The organism is Gallaecimonas pentaromativorans, from assembly GCF_003751625.1.
GTDB classification, from domain to species: domain Bacteria; phylum Pseudomonadota; class Gammaproteobacteria; order Enterobacterales; family Gallaecimonadaceae; genus Gallaecimonas; species Gallaecimonas pentaromativorans.
Genome location: NZ_RJUL01000004.1, coordinates 327,767 through 343,978 on the forward strand (window position 1 = coordinate 327,767; position 16,212 = coordinate 343,978).

The 16,212-nt window shown below is 57.1% G+C and carries 14 protein-coding genes and 2 pseudogenes; 5 read left to right on the forward strand and 11 right to left on the reverse strand.

The annotated features are described in order from the left end of the window. Positions 1–873: 873 nt before the first annotated feature. The 9 genes and pseudogenes from EDC28_RS09660 to lrp all read right to left on the reverse strand — a co-directional run bounded on the left by EDC28_RS09660 (position 874) and on the right by lrp (position 9,464). The gene (locus EDC28_RS09660; RefSeq protein WP_123421460.1) at positions 874–1,776 is read right to left on the reverse strand and encodes an aspartyl/asparaginyl beta-hydroxylase domain-containing protein; all 903 of its coding nucleotides are present in this window, start codon (positions 1,774–1,776) and stop codon (positions 874–876) included. A 234-nt stretch (positions 1,777–2,010) separates the two neighbouring features. After that, entirely contained in the window at positions 2,011–2,367 is a 357-nt protein-coding gene (locus EDC28_RS09665; RefSeq protein ID WP_123421461.1) for a GIY-YIG nuclease family protein, read from the reverse strand. Then, the gene (gene nadE / locus EDC28_RS09670; RefSeq protein ID WP_336391518.1) at positions 2,360–3,199 is read right to left on the reverse strand and encodes an ammonia-dependent NAD(+) synthetase; all 840 of its coding nucleotides are present in this window, start codon (positions 3,197–3,199) and stop codon (positions 2,360–2,362) included. The genes EDC28_RS09665 and nadE overlap by 8 nt, the downstream gene beginning before the upstream one ends. Before the next feature lie 53 nt (positions 3,200–3,252). Beyond that, the gene (serS, locus tag EDC28_RS09675) at positions 3,253–4,539 is read right to left on the reverse strand and encodes a serine--tRNA ligase (RefSeq protein ID WP_123421462.1); all 1,287 of its coding nucleotides are present in this window, start codon (positions 4,537–4,539) and stop codon (positions 3,253–3,255) included. 19 nt (positions 4,540–4,558) lie between these two features. Then, entirely contained in the window at positions 4,559–5,902 is a 1,344-nt protein-coding gene (locus EDC28_RS09680) for a replication-associated recombination protein A (protein WP_123421463.1), read from the reverse strand. Beyond that, a complete protein-coding gene (lolA, locus tag EDC28_RS09685; protein ID WP_123421464.1) occupies positions 5,899–6,501 on the reverse strand; it encodes an outer membrane lipoprotein periplasmic chaperone LolA in 603 nt (200 codons plus the stop codon). The genes EDC28_RS09680 and lolA overlap by 4 nt, the downstream gene beginning before the upstream one ends. A 1-nt stretch (position 6,502) precedes the next feature. Then, a pseudogene (locus EDC28_RS09690) lies at positions 6,503–8,281 on the reverse strand (DNA translocase FtsK); the annotation flags it as partial. A gap of 105 nt (positions 8,282–8,386) precedes the next feature. Further along, positions 8,387–8,980: pseudogene (locus EDC28_RS20505) on the reverse strand (DNA translocase FtsK 4TM domain-containing protein); the annotation flags it as partial. Beyond that, the gene (gene lrp / locus EDC28_RS09695) at positions 8,973–9,464 is read right to left on the reverse strand and encodes a leucine-responsive transcriptional regulator Lrp (protein WP_050660635.1); all 492 of its coding nucleotides are present in this window, start codon (positions 9,462–9,464) and stop codon (positions 8,973–8,975) included. The gene lrp and the pseudogene EDC28_RS20505, both read right to left, overlap by 8 nt. Before the next feature lie 133 nt (positions 9,465–9,597). On the opposite strand from lrp, the gene ald reads away from it, so the two are divergent. The 5 genes from ald to infA all read left to right on the forward strand — a co-directional run bounded on the left by ald (position 9,598) and on the right by infA (position 13,514). Next, positions 9,598–10,716, forward strand: coding sequence for an alanine dehydrogenase (ald, locus tag EDC28_RS09700; protein ID WP_050660636.1), 1,119 nt, complete (start codon positions 9,598–9,600; stop codon positions 10,714–10,716). Positions 10,717–10,809: 93 nt separating this feature from the next. Beyond that, positions 10,810–11,757: a thioredoxin-disulfide reductase gene (gene trxB, locus EDC28_RS09705; RefSeq protein ID WP_050660637.1), complete on the forward strand. Its 948-nt coding sequence runs from the start codon at positions 10,810–10,812 to the stop codon at positions 11,755–11,757. A gap of 73 nt (positions 11,758–11,830) precedes the next feature. Next, positions 11,831–12,538 carry a leucyl/phenylalanyl-tRNA--protein transferase gene (aat, locus tag EDC28_RS09710; protein ID WP_050660638.1) on the forward strand — a complete coding sequence of 236 codons (708 nt, stop codon included), beginning with the start codon at positions 11,831–11,833 and terminating at the stop codon, positions 12,536–12,538. Beyond that, on the forward strand, positions 12,529–13,248 hold the full coding sequence (locus EDC28_RS09715; protein ID WP_123421465.1) for an arginyltransferase: 720 nt from the start codon (positions 12,529–12,531) through the stop codon (positions 13,246–13,248). Before aat ends, EDC28_RS09715 begins: the two co-directional genes overlap by 10 nt. Positions 13,249–13,295: 47 nt before the next feature. Further along, a complete protein-coding gene (infA, locus tag EDC28_RS09720) occupies positions 13,296–13,514 on the forward strand; it encodes a translation initiation factor IF-1 (protein ID WP_008482294.1) in 219 nt (72 codons plus the stop codon). Positions 13,515–13,574: 60 nt separating this feature from the next. On the opposite strand, the gene clpA is transcribed toward infA, so the two are convergent. Together clpA and clpS are read right to left on the reverse strand one after the other, a co-directional pair. Continuing rightward, positions 13,575–15,833, reverse strand: coding sequence for an ATP-dependent Clp protease ATP-binding subunit ClpA (gene clpA / locus EDC28_RS09725; protein ID WP_050660640.1), 2,259 nt, complete (start codon positions 15,831–15,833; stop codon positions 13,575–13,577). A 27-nt stretch (positions 15,834–15,860) separates the two neighbouring features. Further along, positions 15,861–16,175 carry an ATP-dependent Clp protease adapter ClpS gene (clpS, locus tag EDC28_RS09730; protein WP_050660672.1) on the reverse strand — a complete coding sequence of 105 codons (315 nt, stop codon included), beginning with the start codon at positions 16,173–16,175 and terminating at the stop codon, positions 15,861–15,863. Positions 16,176–16,212: the final 37 nt, after the last annotated feature.

Consider the following 16,212-nt stretch of genomic DNA (forward strand, 5'->3'; position numbering starts at 1 on the left):
CGTTTTTATGCGAGACAAGCGCTCATTATCATCACATCGGATGAGAAATAACGTCTTCTACTTCAATGAAGTAAAACTGGTCAAACCGGGGAAAACGAGCGTTCTTTATCGTCATAAATGGCCTGAAGTAGTTGGACCAACAGATACACTGTGCATCCAAACAGTTATTCGGCCCGGCAACTTACGATGCCCACCTTCCCTGCCGAGCAGGCAAGTTTGTCAGGAACAAACTTGAACATCCTCATGCCAACGATGACCCGTTGGGTAAAGACCATAGACGGTCCGAATAATCCCGGCATTAAAGAAACAACCACACATGACCTAAACCAAAAAATAGTTAATTATCAGCATAATAGGTTGAACGTCGATACAAATTGAATTCACGCTACCGCCCTTGAGTTACAGCCCCCACATGCTGATAGCGTCCTTGTTATCGATTTTGTCCGGTGCCAGGAAGCCGTTCCTGGCGAGTCGCTGGCTGTCGTCACTCCACTGACAAGTAATCTAACCCTCTAAAAAGAAAGGGTAAACCGCTTATTTAGGGAGCGGGCCAAAAGGTGTGGCCCTACACCTGCGAGGAAGCCGGAAGATGCAAGGGTTAAAACCGGGCATTGGAGGAAAGACACATAAGAGATTTAAGCTCCCTTGGCGGGGTTTAAGTCCCGCTTCGGGCATCAAAGAGGGAGCGCTGTGCCGATGTCTTTCCGCGATAACCGCCTGCCAACCCAAAGCGAGGGCAAATGGCAACGCCATCGCTCTGGCTTGTCTCTTTCTTGGCTAGCTGGGTGCCGGTTTGGGCATCTCGGCATCACCGCCATTGTCACCGGCAACAAAAAAGCGGGCCTTGGCCCGCGTCTTTGCTTTGGATGTGACTTAGAAAAAAATCAGATAAATCAAAGCGGCATAGAAGCCGTATTGGACCAGGTTGTACAGGGGCTTGTTGATGCCCTTGAGCTGGCGAACCCAGTTGCGCACCCTGAACAGGTAATGGAACGCCTTGTTGATAATACCGACTTTATCGCCCTTCACGTTCTTGGTGGCAGAAGCGGCCATCAGCGTGTAGGACAAGACGTTGTTGAACCAATCGACAAGGAAGAACCGCACCGGCCTTTTGACATCCAGAAACAGGATGATGCGGTTTTTATCGGTGTTGTTCTCGGCGTGGTGGAGGAAGGTTTCGTCGAACATTACCGACTCGCCATCTTTCCAATGGTATTTTTGCCCATCCACCACGATGTTGCAGTCTTCGGAGTTTGGCGTCACCAGCCCCAGGTGGTAACGCAGGGAGCCGGCATAAGGGTCGCGGTGCTCACCGAGGCGAGAACCCGGCGGCAGCATGGTAAACACCGCCGCCTTGACGCTGGGAATACCGGACAGCAACGCCACCGTCTTGGGGCAAAGCTGCTGGGCGGACTTGAGGTTGGTACCGCCATACCACTTCAGGTAAAAGCGTTTCCAGCCGGTGCGAAAGAAGGAGTTGAAACCAAGGTCGTCCAGATCTTCAGAGGCCTTGATTTGCGCAGCTTCATTGAGGCTCAATGCTTCGTCGCGGATCATTTCCCAATTGTCATCAATGACTTTCAGCTCGGGAAAATCATTGACCTTGAGAAAGGGGGTATTTTTAACGCTGGAAAACAAATAGAAGATGCAGTTGATGGGCCCCATCAGGTTGGCGTGATCCGTAACCTTACGCAATAACTTGCCATGCTGCACTACGCCACGATTCTGAACATAGATGCCACACAAAATAAAGACAGCTAATACCACCAGTCCCATGACCTGCTCCTCGTCGGTAAACCCTGTGATAACTACCTAAAATCGCCCCAAAACGCCATGGCTGCCCTTTAAAAAGATGCTCGAAAGCTGGGTTTTCAACCACATCCTGGCCCTTGCCTCGGGTGGGCTTACTGGCAAGTGCCTTTACCGCTTCCAGTACGTCCATTCAGCTCCCTGGTGAGTGCTCCGCTCTCGGCTGATGTACACACGAGAAGCGTGAAGTACCTTAGAACCTCAACCAGCAGACCTGCCTGCCTCAAACTCCCTTTGGCCAGCCGCCACCAATGCTTCCTTGCGCGCTTTTGTAAAGCGCTTTACCGCCAATTCGCGCCTCAATGCATCGGAGTGCGTCCCAACAAGCTCCGAGTAAACGAGGGTCAGCGGGCCTTTGCCGCGCAGCGCCTTGGCGCCCTTCCCTGCCTGGTGCTCGGCAAAGCGCCGCGCCACATCAAGGGTAATGCCGGTATAAAGATGGCCGCGTTTGGTGCGCACCAGATACAAAAACCAGGGCTTTTCCCCTAACAAAAGGGGCCTTTCGGCCCCGCTTTGCTCAGTTATGCCTGGGTCGGCAGTACCGGCTTTATCAGTCATAGATAGTGGGGATGGCTTTGCGCTTGTGCTGGGTGCGAAGGTAAATCTCCACCAGGCGGTCACGCACGCCGGTATCCACCGCTTTGCCTTCGAGGAAATCGTCGATTTGCTCGTAAGTGAGGCCAAGGGCGGCTTCGTCGGCCAATTGCGGGTTGAGGGTTTCAAGATCCGCAGTCGGTACCTTGTTAACCAGCACATCCGGCGCGCCCAAGTGTTTGGCGAGCGCCCGCACCTGACGCTTGGAAAGGCCAAAGAGCGGCACCAAGTCGCAGGCGCCATCGCCCCACTTGGTGTAAAAGCCGGTGATGTTCTCGGCGCTGTGGTCAGTGCCCAGCACCAAGCCACGGGTGAGGCCAGCGATTTCGTACTGGGCGATCATCCGGCTACGGGCCTTGACGTTGCCTTTCACAAAGTCGCGGTGAAAATCGTCTTCCGGCACCAGCCCGGTGGGTGCCAGGCCGTCGTGGGCGGCGGCAGAAAGGCCATCAACCCCGGCTTTGATGTTGACGGTAACGGCGTGGCTGGGCTGAATAAATTCCAAGGCCAGTTGGGCTTCGTCTTCGTCTTTTTGCACGCCGTAAGGCAGGCGCACGGCAATAAAGCGGTAGGTTTTATCGACGCTGGACTCGCTATTGAGCTCCTCTACCGCCAACTGCGCCAAGCGGCCACAGGTGGAAGAGTCCACCCCGCCACTGATGCCCAGCACCAAGGTCGAGAGGCCAGAGGCCTTGAGGGTGTTTTTGATGAAATCGACACGGCGGCGCACTTCAAATTCCACATCGATCTGCGCCAGCACGCGCATTTCATCGCGGATCTCTTGTTCAATGGACATGGGTTAAATCCTTCCACTATTCAAGGTAAAAGGGCGCCAAAGGCGCCCTGCTGTTAACCGATATGGGTCTTGCCGCCCATGTAGGCGCGCAGTACTTCGGGTACTTCGATGCGGCCATCGGCAGTTTGGTAGTTTTCCATCACCGCCACCAGGGTGCGGCCGACGGCGAGGCCTGAGCCGTTGAGGGTGTGCACCAGCTCGGGCTTGTTGGTCTCGGGATTGCGGAACCGCGCCTGCATGCGGCGGGCCTGGAAGTCGCCAACGTTGGAGCAGCTGGAGATCTCGCGGTAGGTGTTTTGCGCCGGCAGCCACACTTCCAAATCGAAGGTCTTGGTGGCGCCAAAGCCCATGTCACCGGTGCAAAGGGCCACGGTGCGATACGGCAGGCCGAGTTTTTCCAGCACGGTTTCGGCGTGGCGGGTCATTTCATCCAGGGCCGCGAAGGAGGTGTCGGGGTGGACGATTTGCACCATTTCCACTTTGTCGAACTGGTGCATGCGAATAAGGCCACGGGTGTCACGGCCGTAAGAGCCGGCTTCAGAGCGAAAGCACGGGCTGTGGGCGGTGAATTTCAGCGGCAGGCTGGCAGCGTCAACTATCTCGTCGCGCACCAGGTTGGTGAGCGGCACTTCGGCGGTGGGAATAAGCGACAGCATCTGGCGCTCTTCGGTAGCCGGTTTGATGTTAAAGAGATCGTCGCCAAATTTTGGCAGCTGGCCGGTGCCTTTGAGGCTGTCTTCGTTAACGAGATAAGGCACGTAGGTTTCGAGGTAACCGTGCTGCTCGGTGTGAAGATCCAGCATGAACTGGGCCAGGGCCCGGTGCAGCTTGGCCAGCTCGCCGCGCATCACCACAAAGCGAGACCCCGACAGCTTCACGCCGTCTTCAAAAGACAGGCCGTTCAGGGCGCCGCCGAGATCGACATGGTCTTTGACCTCAAAATCGAACTCTCGCGGGGTGCCCCAGCGGCGCACTTCGACGTTTTCGCTTTCGTCTTTACCCACCGGCACCGACTCGTGGGGCAGGTTGGGAATGGCCATGGTGATGGCGTCCCAGTCGGCCAGCACTTTGTCCAGTTCGGCTTTGACGCTGTCCAGTTCGTCGTTGATTTGGGTAACAGCGGCTTTCAGCGGCGCGATGTCTTCTCCGCTGCGAGCTGCCTGGCCAATGGCCTTGGAGCGGGTGTTACGCTCGTTTTGCAGCTCCTGGGTGCGCACCTGCAGGGCTTTGCGTTTTTCTTCGAGTTCTTGGATGGCGGCCACATCCAGTTTAAAGCCGCGAGAGGCCAGACGCTCGGCAGTCGCTTCGAGTTCCTGGCGCAGAAATTTGTTATCCAGCATGGTGTTAATTCAGATCCGTTCAGTCTTCGGGCAGTGTACCAGAGCCCTCGGCGTCCGAGTAGCGCTTGACCGGGCTTTGCCGGTCCCTATCCAGCAGATAGTTGAGCTTTTCGCCGATCTTCTGCTCAAGGCCGCGGTTTGAGGGTTGATAGTAGCGCCTGTCTTTAAGCTCGGGGGGAAAAAAGTTCTCGCCGGCCGCGTAAGCGCCAGGTTCATTGTGGGCGTAGCGGTATTCGGCGCCATAGCCGAGCGAGGCCATCAATTTGGTGGGGGCGTTACGAATATGCACCGGCACCGGCAAGTCGCCCGCTTCTTTGGCGTCGCGCCGGGCTGCTTTAAAAGCGGTGTACACGGCGTTGGATTTTGGGGCGCAGGCCATATAAACGGCGGCCTGGGCAATGGCCCGCTCCCCTTCGGCGGGGCCAACCCGAGTAAAGGTATCCCAGGCGTTAAGGCCGATGGTGAGCGCTTTTGGGTCGGCGTTGCCGATATCTTCTGAGGCAATGGCCAACAGGCGGCGGGCCACATACAAAGGGTCACAGCCCCCTTCCAGCATCCGGCAATACCAATACAGGGCGGCGTCTGGCGACGAGCCGCGCACCGATTTATGGAAAGCCGAAATCATGTCGTAGAAAAGATCGCCGCCTTTGTCATAGCGGCGAATTTCCGGGCCCAGAGTGGAGGCGATAAGATCTTTGGTGATGCGGCCGTCGTCGGCCATGTCCGAGAGCATTTCGAGATAATTTAATGCCCGGCGGGCATCACCACCGGCCATTTGGGTAAGCACGTCGAGGGCTTCGTCATCAAGGCTGATGCCTTGAAGGCCCTCTGGGGCCACCAGCGCCCGTTTAATCAGATCGCTGATGTCGTCGTTTTCCAGGCTTTTAAGCACATAGACCCGGGCCCGGGACAGCAAAGCGCCGTTGAGTTCAAAAGAGGGGTTCTCGGTGGTGGCGCCAATAAAGATAAAGGTGCCGTCTTCGATGTGGGGCAAAAAGGCGTCTTGCTGGCTTTTGTTAAAGCGGTGCACTTCGTCCACAAACAGCAGGGTTTTGCGGGCCCGGCTGTGGGCCCGTTCCACCACGGCGCGAATATCCTTGATGCCGCTGGTGACCGCCGAGATACGTTCGACTTCGGCGTCACTGTAGCGGGCGATGAGTTCGGCAAGGGTGGTTTTACCGGTGCCGGGCGGGCCCCAGAGGATCATCGAGTGGGGTTTACCGGCCTCCAGGGCACGGCGCAGGGCTTTGCCCTCGCCCACCAGGTGCTGCTGGCCGACGTAGTCGTCAAACTTTTTGGGGCGCATCCTGGCGGCCAGTGGCTCGACGGGACCGTCCCCAAAATCAAAACCCAGGGTGCTCATCGCTGATCGTCAACCGCCACCCCGGCCGGTGGGGTAAAGCTGAAGCTGACTTTGTCGTCCTTGGCGCGGGGCGACTGAAAATCGGAAAAGGTAACGGTGTTTTGCTGGCCGGAGGCATCGTGAATAACCAGGCCCGCTACCTTGTTGGCACTGAATTTCACGGTAAGGGCGGTGACGTAGGCGTCTTTTTCGTCCTTGGGTTTGATGTCGTAATCCTGGCCATTGGCCTTGATATCAAACTGGCTCCACACCGCTGGGTCCTGGCTTGAGAGCAGCAGCATGGGGGTGCGGCCCACCGCTTCTTTGGGCGAGTAGAGGGTCACCTGCTCCACGAAGGGGTTATACAGCCACAGGGTTTTGCCGTCTGACACCAGCAGGGTTTCGTCGGGCGATTGGGTATGCCAATAGAGCTTTTGCGGGCGCTCTACCGCCATTTGCCCAGTGGCCTGCATGGCCAGGTTGCCTTCGCCATCCACCACTTTTTGGGAAAAGTTGGCCGAAAAGCTCTGGTACTGGGCCAGCTTGGTTTTTAAATCCGTGGCATCGTCCGCCACCGCCAGGGAACTGGCCAACAAACACGCCAGCGCAACTACTCGCATATTATTCTCCGTGGTGAGGTACCAGCACGTCGCGGTTACCGTTGTGGCCGGCAGGTGAAACGATGCCTGCCATTTCCATCTGTTCAATCAGGCGCGCGGCGCGGTTATAGCCGATTTTAAGCTTGCGCTGCACGCTGGAGATGGAGCCGCGGCGGCTCTCGATAACAAAGGCCACGGCTTCATCGTAAAGGGGGTCTTTCTCGGCGTCGTCTTCCATGGACTCGCCCGGCAGCAAGGTCTCTTGGGTCATCTCGCCAGAGAGAATGGCGTCGATGTACTGGGGCTTGCCGCGTTTTTTCCAGTCTTCCACCACCCGGTGCACTTCGTGGTCGTCTACAAAGGCGCCGTGAACACGGGTCGGCACGCCGGAGCCTGGCGGCAGGTACAGCATGTCACCCTGGCCCAACAGGCTCTCGGCCCCTTGCTGGTCCAAGATGGTGCGCGAATCGATTTTACTGGACACCTGAAAGGCGATACGGGTGGGGATGTTGGCCTTGATAAGGCCGGTGATTACGTCCACCGACGGGCGCTGGGTCGCCAGAATAAGGTGAATACCGGCCGCCCTCGCCTTCTGGGCGATACGGGCAATGAGTTCTTCTACCTTCTTGCCGACGATCATCATCATGTCGGCAAATTCGTCTACCACCACTACGATGCGCGGCAAGGGTTCGAGGTCCGGCGCGACGGGCTCCATGGAGCTGTTGGGGTTCCACAGTGGGTCTTTCAGGGGCGCACCGTCCTTGATGGCGTCTTTAACCTTTTGGTTAAAGCCCTTGAGGTTACGAACCCCCATCATCGACATCAGCTTGTAGCGCCGCTCCATTTCCCCAACGCACCAGCGCAGGGCGTTGGCGGCGTCTTTCATGTCGGTGACCACCTCGGCCAGCAAATGCGGAATGCCCTCGTACACCGACAGCTCCAGCATTTTTGGGTCAATCATAATCAGGCGCACGTCTTCCGGGGTGCTCTTATACAGAAGCGACACCAGCATCACGTTCACCCCCACCGACTTACCGGAGCCGGTGGTACCGGCCACCAGCAAGTGCGGCATCTTGGCCAAATCCACCACTACCGAGTTACCGGCGATGTCTTTACCCAGCACCATGGCGAGCGGCGAGGCGTTGTCATTGAATTTGTCGTCGTTGATGACTTCAGACAGATACACCACTTCGCGGTGCTGGTTGGGCACCTCAAGGCCGATAACCGATTTACCGGGAATGACTTCCACCACCCGCACCGAAATGGCCGACAGTGCCCGGGCCAAGTCTTTGGAGAGGTTGGAGATTTTGGAGACTTTAACCCCAGGGGCCAAATCCAACTCAAAACGGGTGATAACGGGGCCGGGGTGTACGTCAACCACGTTGGCCTGCACGCCAAAATCCAGTAGCTTTTCTTCCACCAGGCGGGACACCATGTCCAGCTCTTCCTGGCTGATGGGGTTGCGGTTTTTATCAGGGCGGTCCAAGAGGTTCATGGACGGCAGCGGCGCCATATCTGTGCCTTGGCCGCCAGCCATGGCCTCGTCCAGCACCTCGGTAAAGGCCGGCGCGGCTTTCACTTGAGCTTTGGGCGGCGCGGCAACGGCCACATCGGCAGGTTCGTCCAGCCAGGGCAGTTCCAGCTCGTCGTCTTCGTCGTCAAGAGCGGTGGAAAGGGACAGCAGCGGTTCTTCTTTCTTGGCTGGCTCCGCCTTGGCTTTGGGCGCATTGCCAAGGCTCAGCACCGGCTCTTTAGGCTCGATACGTTTGGGCTCGGGGGCAGGCTCGTCGTCTTCAGGCTCCACATCGACGCTTTGGGGCTTGTCGGCGCGCGATTGCGTGGCGATGCCGGCAATCTTTTCCCAGCACCAAAGGGCTCCTTCCACCACCAGGGCGCCAAGGCGGTCAACTACCGCCACCCAGGACAGGCCTGTCACCATGGTAATGCCAGCGGCGGTCAGCGCCAGCAAGATAAGCAGGGTGCCGACGAAGTTAAACCAGGGGCGAAGGGCGGTGGCCATTAGGTCCCCCACCAGGCCGCCGGCCGAATAGGTATGGATATCGCCAAGATACACTGACGACAATCCGGCAAGGCCGAGGAAACTCAGCACCACGCCAATCAAGCGAAGGCCGGCAGCCAGATAATCAATCTCCACCAATGAGCGGTAGTGGCGGAAACAAAACCAGCCGCACAGCGCCACCAAAAAGGGCAGCAGATAGGCCAGCAGGCCAGCGCTGAACAACAGAATATCGGCCACCCAGGCACCAATAGTGCCAGCGGCATTTTGGATATGGTCAGGCACGCCGGTTTGCGACCAGCCGGGGTCAGCCGGGTTGAAGCTTGCCAGGGCCACCAGCAGAAATAATGAGAAAAGGGTGCAAAGTACCAGACCGGCTTCCAAAAGCCGCTGCACACCGGATAAGCGTCTGAGCTCCATGCGCTCCAAGGGCCCTACTCCAAACTTGTTTTTTAACTTTGCGATGATACCAGCCTCACCCATCAATCAGTACCTTGGATACGTTTTTCACTTCTTCCATCACCACATAGGTACGGGTTTCCTTCACCCCCGGCAGCCTTAGCAGGGTCTCCCCTAACAGCTCGCGATAAGCAGACATATCCGCTACCCGGGTCTTTAAGAGGTAGTCAAAATCACCAGACACCAGATGGCACTCCTGAATGATGTCGAGCCGTTGTACCGCCAGGTTGAACTGGTCAAATACCTCGGACGAGGTGCGCTCCAAGGTCACCTCCACAAACACCAGCAGCGCCGCCCCCAAGTGGCGAGGGTTTATAATGGCGGTGTATCCCTGAATAAAGCCTTGCCGTTCAAGGCGTTTTACCCTTTCCAAACAAGGCGTTGGCGACAGCCCTACTCGCTTGGATAATTCCACGTTGGAAAGGCGGCCATCATTTTGCAGCTCTTTCAATATGTTGCGATCGATGCGGTCGAGTTCTTTGACCCCTTTTCGAGCAGAAGGCAGCATAAAATCTCTAGAGATATGGGCTTTATCAGAACAAAATACTGAAAAATCCCTAAATAAAGCAACTCATTCTCTAAGTGGGTCCCTATACTGGCGGCAATTTCACTACCCCTTTGATAACAAAAGGAAACAGCAGATGATCATCGGCGTACCAAAAGAAATAAAAAACCACGAATACCGCGTCGGCATGGTGCCCGCTTCCGTACGTGAGCTGGTGAACCACGGCCATCAGGTGATCGTGGAAACCAACGCTGGCCTTGGCATCGGTTTTACCGACGAAGACTACCAAGCCGCTGGCGCCGCCATCATTGGCAGCGCTGAAGAGGTGTTTGCCAAAGCCGAGATGATCGTCAAGGTCAAAGAGCCCCTGGCCAACGAGCGCGCCCGCCTGCGCGACGGCCAACTGCTATTTACCTACCTGCACCTGGCCCCCGACCTGGCCCAGACCGAAGATCTGGTGAAATCTGGCGCCGTGTGTATTGCCTATGAAACCGTCACCGAAGACAAAGGCGGCCTGCCGCTGCTGGCCCCCATGTCTGAAGTGGCTGGCCGTATGTCTATCCAAGCCGGTGCCCAAGCCCTTGAAAAATCCCGTGGCGGCAGTGGCCTGCTGATCTCCGGCGTGCCCGGCACTGAACCTGCCAAAGTGGTAGTGATTGGCGGCGGCGTGGTGGGCTCCAACGCCGCCCGTATCGCCGTTGGCATGCGTGCCGATGTGACCATCCTTGACCGTAACATCGATGCCCTGCGCCGCCTGGACGCCGAGTTCAACGGCCGCGCCAAAGTGGTTTACTCCACAGCCGATGCCCTTGAGCGCCACGTGCTGGAAGCCGACTTGGTGATCGGTGCCGTGCTCATCCCCGGCGCCGCCGCACCCAAGCTGGTCACTGCCGACCACATCAAACGCATGAAGCCCGGTAGCGCCATTGTTGACGTGGCCATCGACCAAGGCGGCTGCTTTGAGACCTCCAAAGCCACCACCCACGCCGACCCAACCTACATCGTTGACGACGTTGTGCATTACTGCGTGGCCAACATGCCTGGCGCCGTAGCCCGTACCTCTACCTTCGCCCTGAACAACGCCACCCTGCCCTACATCATCAAACTGGCCAACAAGGGCTACAAACAAGCCCTGCTGGACGACAAGCACCTGCTGGCTGGTTTGAACGTGATGAACGGCAAGGTCACCTGTAAAGAAGTGGCTGAAGCGCACGGTCTGGAATACGTAGCTCCGCTGGCCCTGCTTGGCGCCTGAGCGATTGCTTGAATCGAAAAGCCCTGCGAAAGCGGGGTTTTTTGTTTGGGCCCTTTTCCATAGAATGCGGGCAAAGAAATTTGAGGAGTACTTATGAAACACGCTCGTTTGATGATTTTGGGCTCAGGCCCAGCAGGCTACACCGCTGCGGTGTACGCCGCTCGAGCCAACCTCAACCCTGTTTTGATCACCGGCATGCAGCAAGGTGGCCAGCTGACCACCACCACCGAAGTGGAGAACTGGCCCGGTGACGCCGATGACCTGACCGGCCCGCTGCTGATGGAGCGGATGCAGCGCCACGCCGAGAAATTCAACACCGAGATCATTTTTGACCACATCGGTTCAGTGGATTTCTCCAAGCGCCCCTTCGTATTGAAAGGCGACAACGGCGAGTACTCCTGTGACGCTCTCATCATCGCCACCGGCGCCTCAGCCAAATACCTGGGCCTTGAGTCCGAAACCGCCTTTGCCGGCCGCGGCGTCTCCGCCTGCGCCACCTGTGACGGTTTCTTCTACCGCAACCAAAAAGTGGCGGTAGTAGGCGGCGGCAACACCGCTGTGGAAGAAGCGCTGTATCTGGCCAACATCGCCGGTGAAGTGCACATGGTGCACCGCCGCGACAGCTTCCGCGCCGAGAAGATCCTCATCGACCGTCTCTACAAGAAAGTGGAAGAAGGCAAGATCGTGCTGCACCTTAACCGTACCCTCGAAGAAGTGCTGGGTGACGACATGGGTGTTACCGGGGTGCGCCTAGCTTCTACCCTTGGCGAAGCCGACGAGGAAGTGGCAGTGGCCGGTACCTTTATCGCCATCGGCCACAAGCCCAACACCGACATCTTCGCTGGCCAGTTGGAGATGAAAGACGGCTACTTGAAGGTGCAAAGCGGCCTGGAAGGCAACGCCACCCAGACCTCCGTCCCCGGCATCTTCGCTTGCGGCGACGTGATGGACCACATCTATCGCCAGGCCATTACTTCAGCCGGCACCGGCTGTATGGCCGCCCTGGATGCCGAGCGTTATCTCGACGGCTTGGCCAATTAATCCAAAAGGGCCGCTTTCGCGGCCCTTTTAGTTAGCGCTACACTCAAGGAGTAGAGGATGTATTGCGAACGCCATGACCATAGCGCTACCCGAATTACCTGATAACCCCTGCCTTTTTCCTGATCCGGTGCACGCACTAGACCAGCCTAATGGCCTGCTCGCCTTTGGCGGCGACCTCTCCCCTACCCGGCTAATGACCGCCTATCGTCAGGGGATCTTCCCTTGGTTTAATCCCGGCGAGCCCATTTTGTGGTGGTCGCCCAACCCACGTGGAGTTGCGGTACCGGGAGATATGGCCATTTCATCAAGCCTGAGAAAATGGCTGCGAAAAACCCCCTACCAATACCGCTGTAACACCGCCTTTGGCGAGGTACTGACCGGCTGCGCCGGCCCCAGGAATGGCCAGCGCGGCACCTGGCTTAGCCCACAAATGCGGGCGGCCTACACCAAGCTCAATGAGCTAGGCTATGCCCACAGCGTTGAGGTATGGCTGGAGGGCGAACTGGTGGGTGGGCTTTACGGCATCACCATCGGCCGCATCTTTTGCGGCGAGTCGATGTTTCACAAAACGCCCAATGCCTCCAAGGCCGCCTTTGCCGCCCTGCACGCGAGACTTCAAGGCCATGCCCGGCTGATAGACTGCCAACTGATGAACCCGCATCTGGCCACCCTCGGCGTTAAAGAAATGCCCCGCAGCCAGTACCTTGCCATATTGGCCGAAGAGCGAGACAAAACCATGAGCCCGGCGCTTTGGCAACAAGGAGAATGGCCATGTCCGTAAATCTCCTCAAAGGCCTCTATTGTGGCCTGACCAAGCCTTTCCCCTGTGCTTACCTGCCCGATAAAAACGAGCAGCTGCTGGTGGTGACTCAATCGCCCATGGACGCCGAGCGCTACCAGATACTGCTGGCCATGGGCTTTCGCCGTAATGGCTCAGACGTTTATCGCCCCTATTGCAACCAATGCCAGGCCTGCGAATCGGTGCGGGTCGATGTTGAAGCCTTTAGCCCCGATAGGCGCCAGCGCCGGGTGCTGGCCAAAAACCAAGATGTGATACTGCGCATCGAGCACCAATTCCAGCCTCATCATTTTGACCTGTATTGCCGCTACATCAGTGCCCGGCACCGCGACGGCGGTATGTACCCGCCTTCCGAGAGCCAGCTGACGCACTTTGCCAAGGCCAGTTGGCTGCCCATGACCTTACTGTGCCTGTACCGGGGTAAAACCTTGCTAGCCTGCGCCATTACCGACGAAACGCCGCAGGCCTACTCGGCCCTTTACACCTTTTTTGATCCCGATGAAGACAAACGGTCTTTGGGCACCTTAGGTGTTTTAATGCAGCTAGAGGCCGCTAAAACACGGGCTAAAAAGTGGCTTTACCTTGGATATCAAATCGATGCGTGCAAGAAAATGAACTACAAAACCCAGTACCACCCCTATGAGCGATACAGTGATGGTGCATGGCAACGCTTTACAGGGGCCGCCACTTGAGGCAAGATCGGCGCCGATTTCTCGGTAATAAGAGGTTTTGCATCTAAATGTCGAAAGAAGACGTGATTGAGTTGCAGGGAACAATCCTGGAAACCCTGCCCAACACCATGTTCCGCGTCGAGCTTGAAAACGGCCACGTGGTAACCGCCCACATCTCCGGTAAAATGCGCAAGAACTACATCCGTATCCTGACCGGTGATACCGTTACCGTGCAGATGACGCCGTACGACCTGAGCAAGGGCCGCATCGTCTTCCGCCAGCGTTGATGGAAAACCTCATTAAAAAACCCGCCTTCAGGCGGGTTTTTTAATTGGGCCTGAGAACTCTCAGGCCGTGGTGGCGGCTTCTTGGCCGGCCACATCCAGTTTCAGATCGTCGTCAGCAACGGTCACCAACACTCGGCCACCTTCAGCCAGCTTGCCAAACAGCAGCTCGTTGGCCAGCGGCTTCTTGAGGTGCTCCTGGATAACCCTGGCCATGGGGCGAGCGCCCATGGCGTGGTCGTAGCCCTTCTCTGCCAGCCAGGTTTTGGCTTCGGCGTCGACTTCCAGGGTCACGCCACGGGCATCGAGCTGGGCTTCCAGTTCAGCCAGGAATTTCTCCACCACCTGGGCAATAACCGCCGGGCTCAAGTGGTTAAACCAGATGATCCCGTCCAGACGGTTGCGAAACTCGGGGCTAAATACCCGGTTGATCTCGTCCAAGGCGTTATCGTTGTGCTCGACCGATTTAAAGCCCATGGATTTGCGCTCGGTTTCTCGAACCCCGGCGTTGGTGGTCATCACCAGGATAACGTTACGAAAATCCGCCTTGCGGCCGTTGTTGTCGGTCAGGGTGCCATTGTCCATCACCTGCAGTAACAGGTTAAAGACATCCGGGTGCGCCTTCTCGATTTCGTCCAAGAGCACCACCGAATGGGGGTGCTTGATAACGGCTTCGGTCAGCAGGCCGCCCTGGTCGTAGCCAACATAGCCCGGAGGGGCACCTATCAGGCGCGACACCGTATGGCGCTCCATGTACTCGGACATGTCAAAGCGAATGAGCTCGACCCCCATCTGGCGCGCCAGCTGCTGGGTTATCTCGGTCTTACCAACCCCGGTGGGGCCGGCAAAGAGGAACGAGCCCACCGGTTTGTGCTCAACCCCAAGCCCTGCCCGGCTCAAGCGGATGCTGGCTGACAGGGCGTCGATGGCCTTGTCCTGGCCAAACACCACCAGCTTGAGGTTCCTGTCCAGGGCCGCCAAGGTGTCCTTGTCGTTGCTGGACACGGATTTTTCCGGGATGCGGGCCATACGGGCCACCACCGACTCGATATCCGCTTCGTTGACAGTTTTTCTGCGTTTGGGCATCAACCGGGCACGGGCGCCAGCCTCGTCAATGACATCGATGGCTTTATCCGGCAGGTGCCGCTCATTGATGTATTTGGCCGACAGCTCCGCCGCCGCCTTCAGGGCGCCTTGGGTGTAGCGCACATCATGGTGATCCTCGTAATGGCTTTTCAGCCCCTGGAGAATTTTGATGGTGTCGCTGACCGACGGCTCAACGATGTCGATTTTCTGGAAACGACGAGCCAGGGCCACATCCTTTTCAAAAATACCGCGGTATTCCTGATAGGTGGTAGAGCCCATGCACTTGATGTTCCCAGAGGCCAGCAGCGGTTTGATGAGGTTGCTGGCATCGGTCTGGCCGCCTGAAGCGGCGCCTGCACCAATCAGGGTGTGGATCTCGTCGATAAAGAGGATGGCGCCGTCTTCTTCTTTAAGCTCTTTAAGGAGGCCCTTGAAGCGTTTTTCAAAGTCGCCGCGGTACTTGGTACCGGCCAACAGCGCGCCCATGTCCAACGAATAAACGGTGCAATGGGCAATCAAGTCAGGCACTTCGCCATCGACAATACGCTTGGCAAGGCCTTCGGCGAGAGCAGTTTTACCCACCCCGGCTTCCCCGACAAAAAGCGGGTTGTTCTTGCGGCGGCGGCACAGCACCTGCACCGTGCGCTCAAGCTCGGCCTCGCGGCCAATAAGGGGATCGATACGGCCGCTCTCGGCCTGCTCGTTAAGGTTCACGGTGAGCATTTCAAGATAGCTCTCGGCCTTACCTTCAGCTTCGGCTTCCTTGGGCGGGATCTCGCCGCCAGGGGACTGTTCGTCTTCGTGTTTGCGCACACCGTGGGAAATGAAATTCACAACGTCCAGGCGAGTAATGTCGGCCTTACGCAGGATATAAACCGCCTGACTTTCCTGCTCGCCAAAGATGGCCACCAGCACGTTGGCTCCGGTGACTTCCTCTTTTCCGGAGCTTTGCACGTGGAATACCGCGCGCTGCAACACTCGCTGGAAGCCCAAGGTTGGCTGGGTTTCGCGATCGTCGTCATCTTCCGGAATGCGGGGGGTGGTTTGATCGATAAAGCTGCTCAGCTCATTGCGCAGTTGAGGGAGATCTGCACCGCAGGCGCTGAGCGCTTCTGCTGCTGCACTGTTATCCAACAGCGCCATCAGCAGGTGCTCCACGGTGAGATATTCGTGGCGTTCGTTCCTGGCACGACGGAAAGCTTCGTTCAGGCTTTGCTCGAGCTCTTTATTCAGCATGTACGCCCCCTTGGTTTACTACTTGGGTCAAGCCGGTTCCATGGCACAAAGTAAGGGATGACCGTTGTCCCTTGCAAAGCGGTTCACCTGAGCCACTTTGGTTTCAGCGACATCTGCGCTGAACACTCCACACACCCCTTTTCCCTGATAATGCACTGACAACATTACCTGAGTTGCCTTCTCATGATCCATGGCAAAAAAGCGTTGCAGAATTAGCACCACAAAATCCATGGGGGTGTAATCGTCATTCATGAGAACCACTTTATACATAGGCGCACGCTTGAGCGCCGGATCTGCATTCTGTGTTTTCTCTGTATGTTGAATATCGGTACTGCCAGCCATGCTTTTCAAGTCCTGTATTAAGATTTTTTGCTCGCAA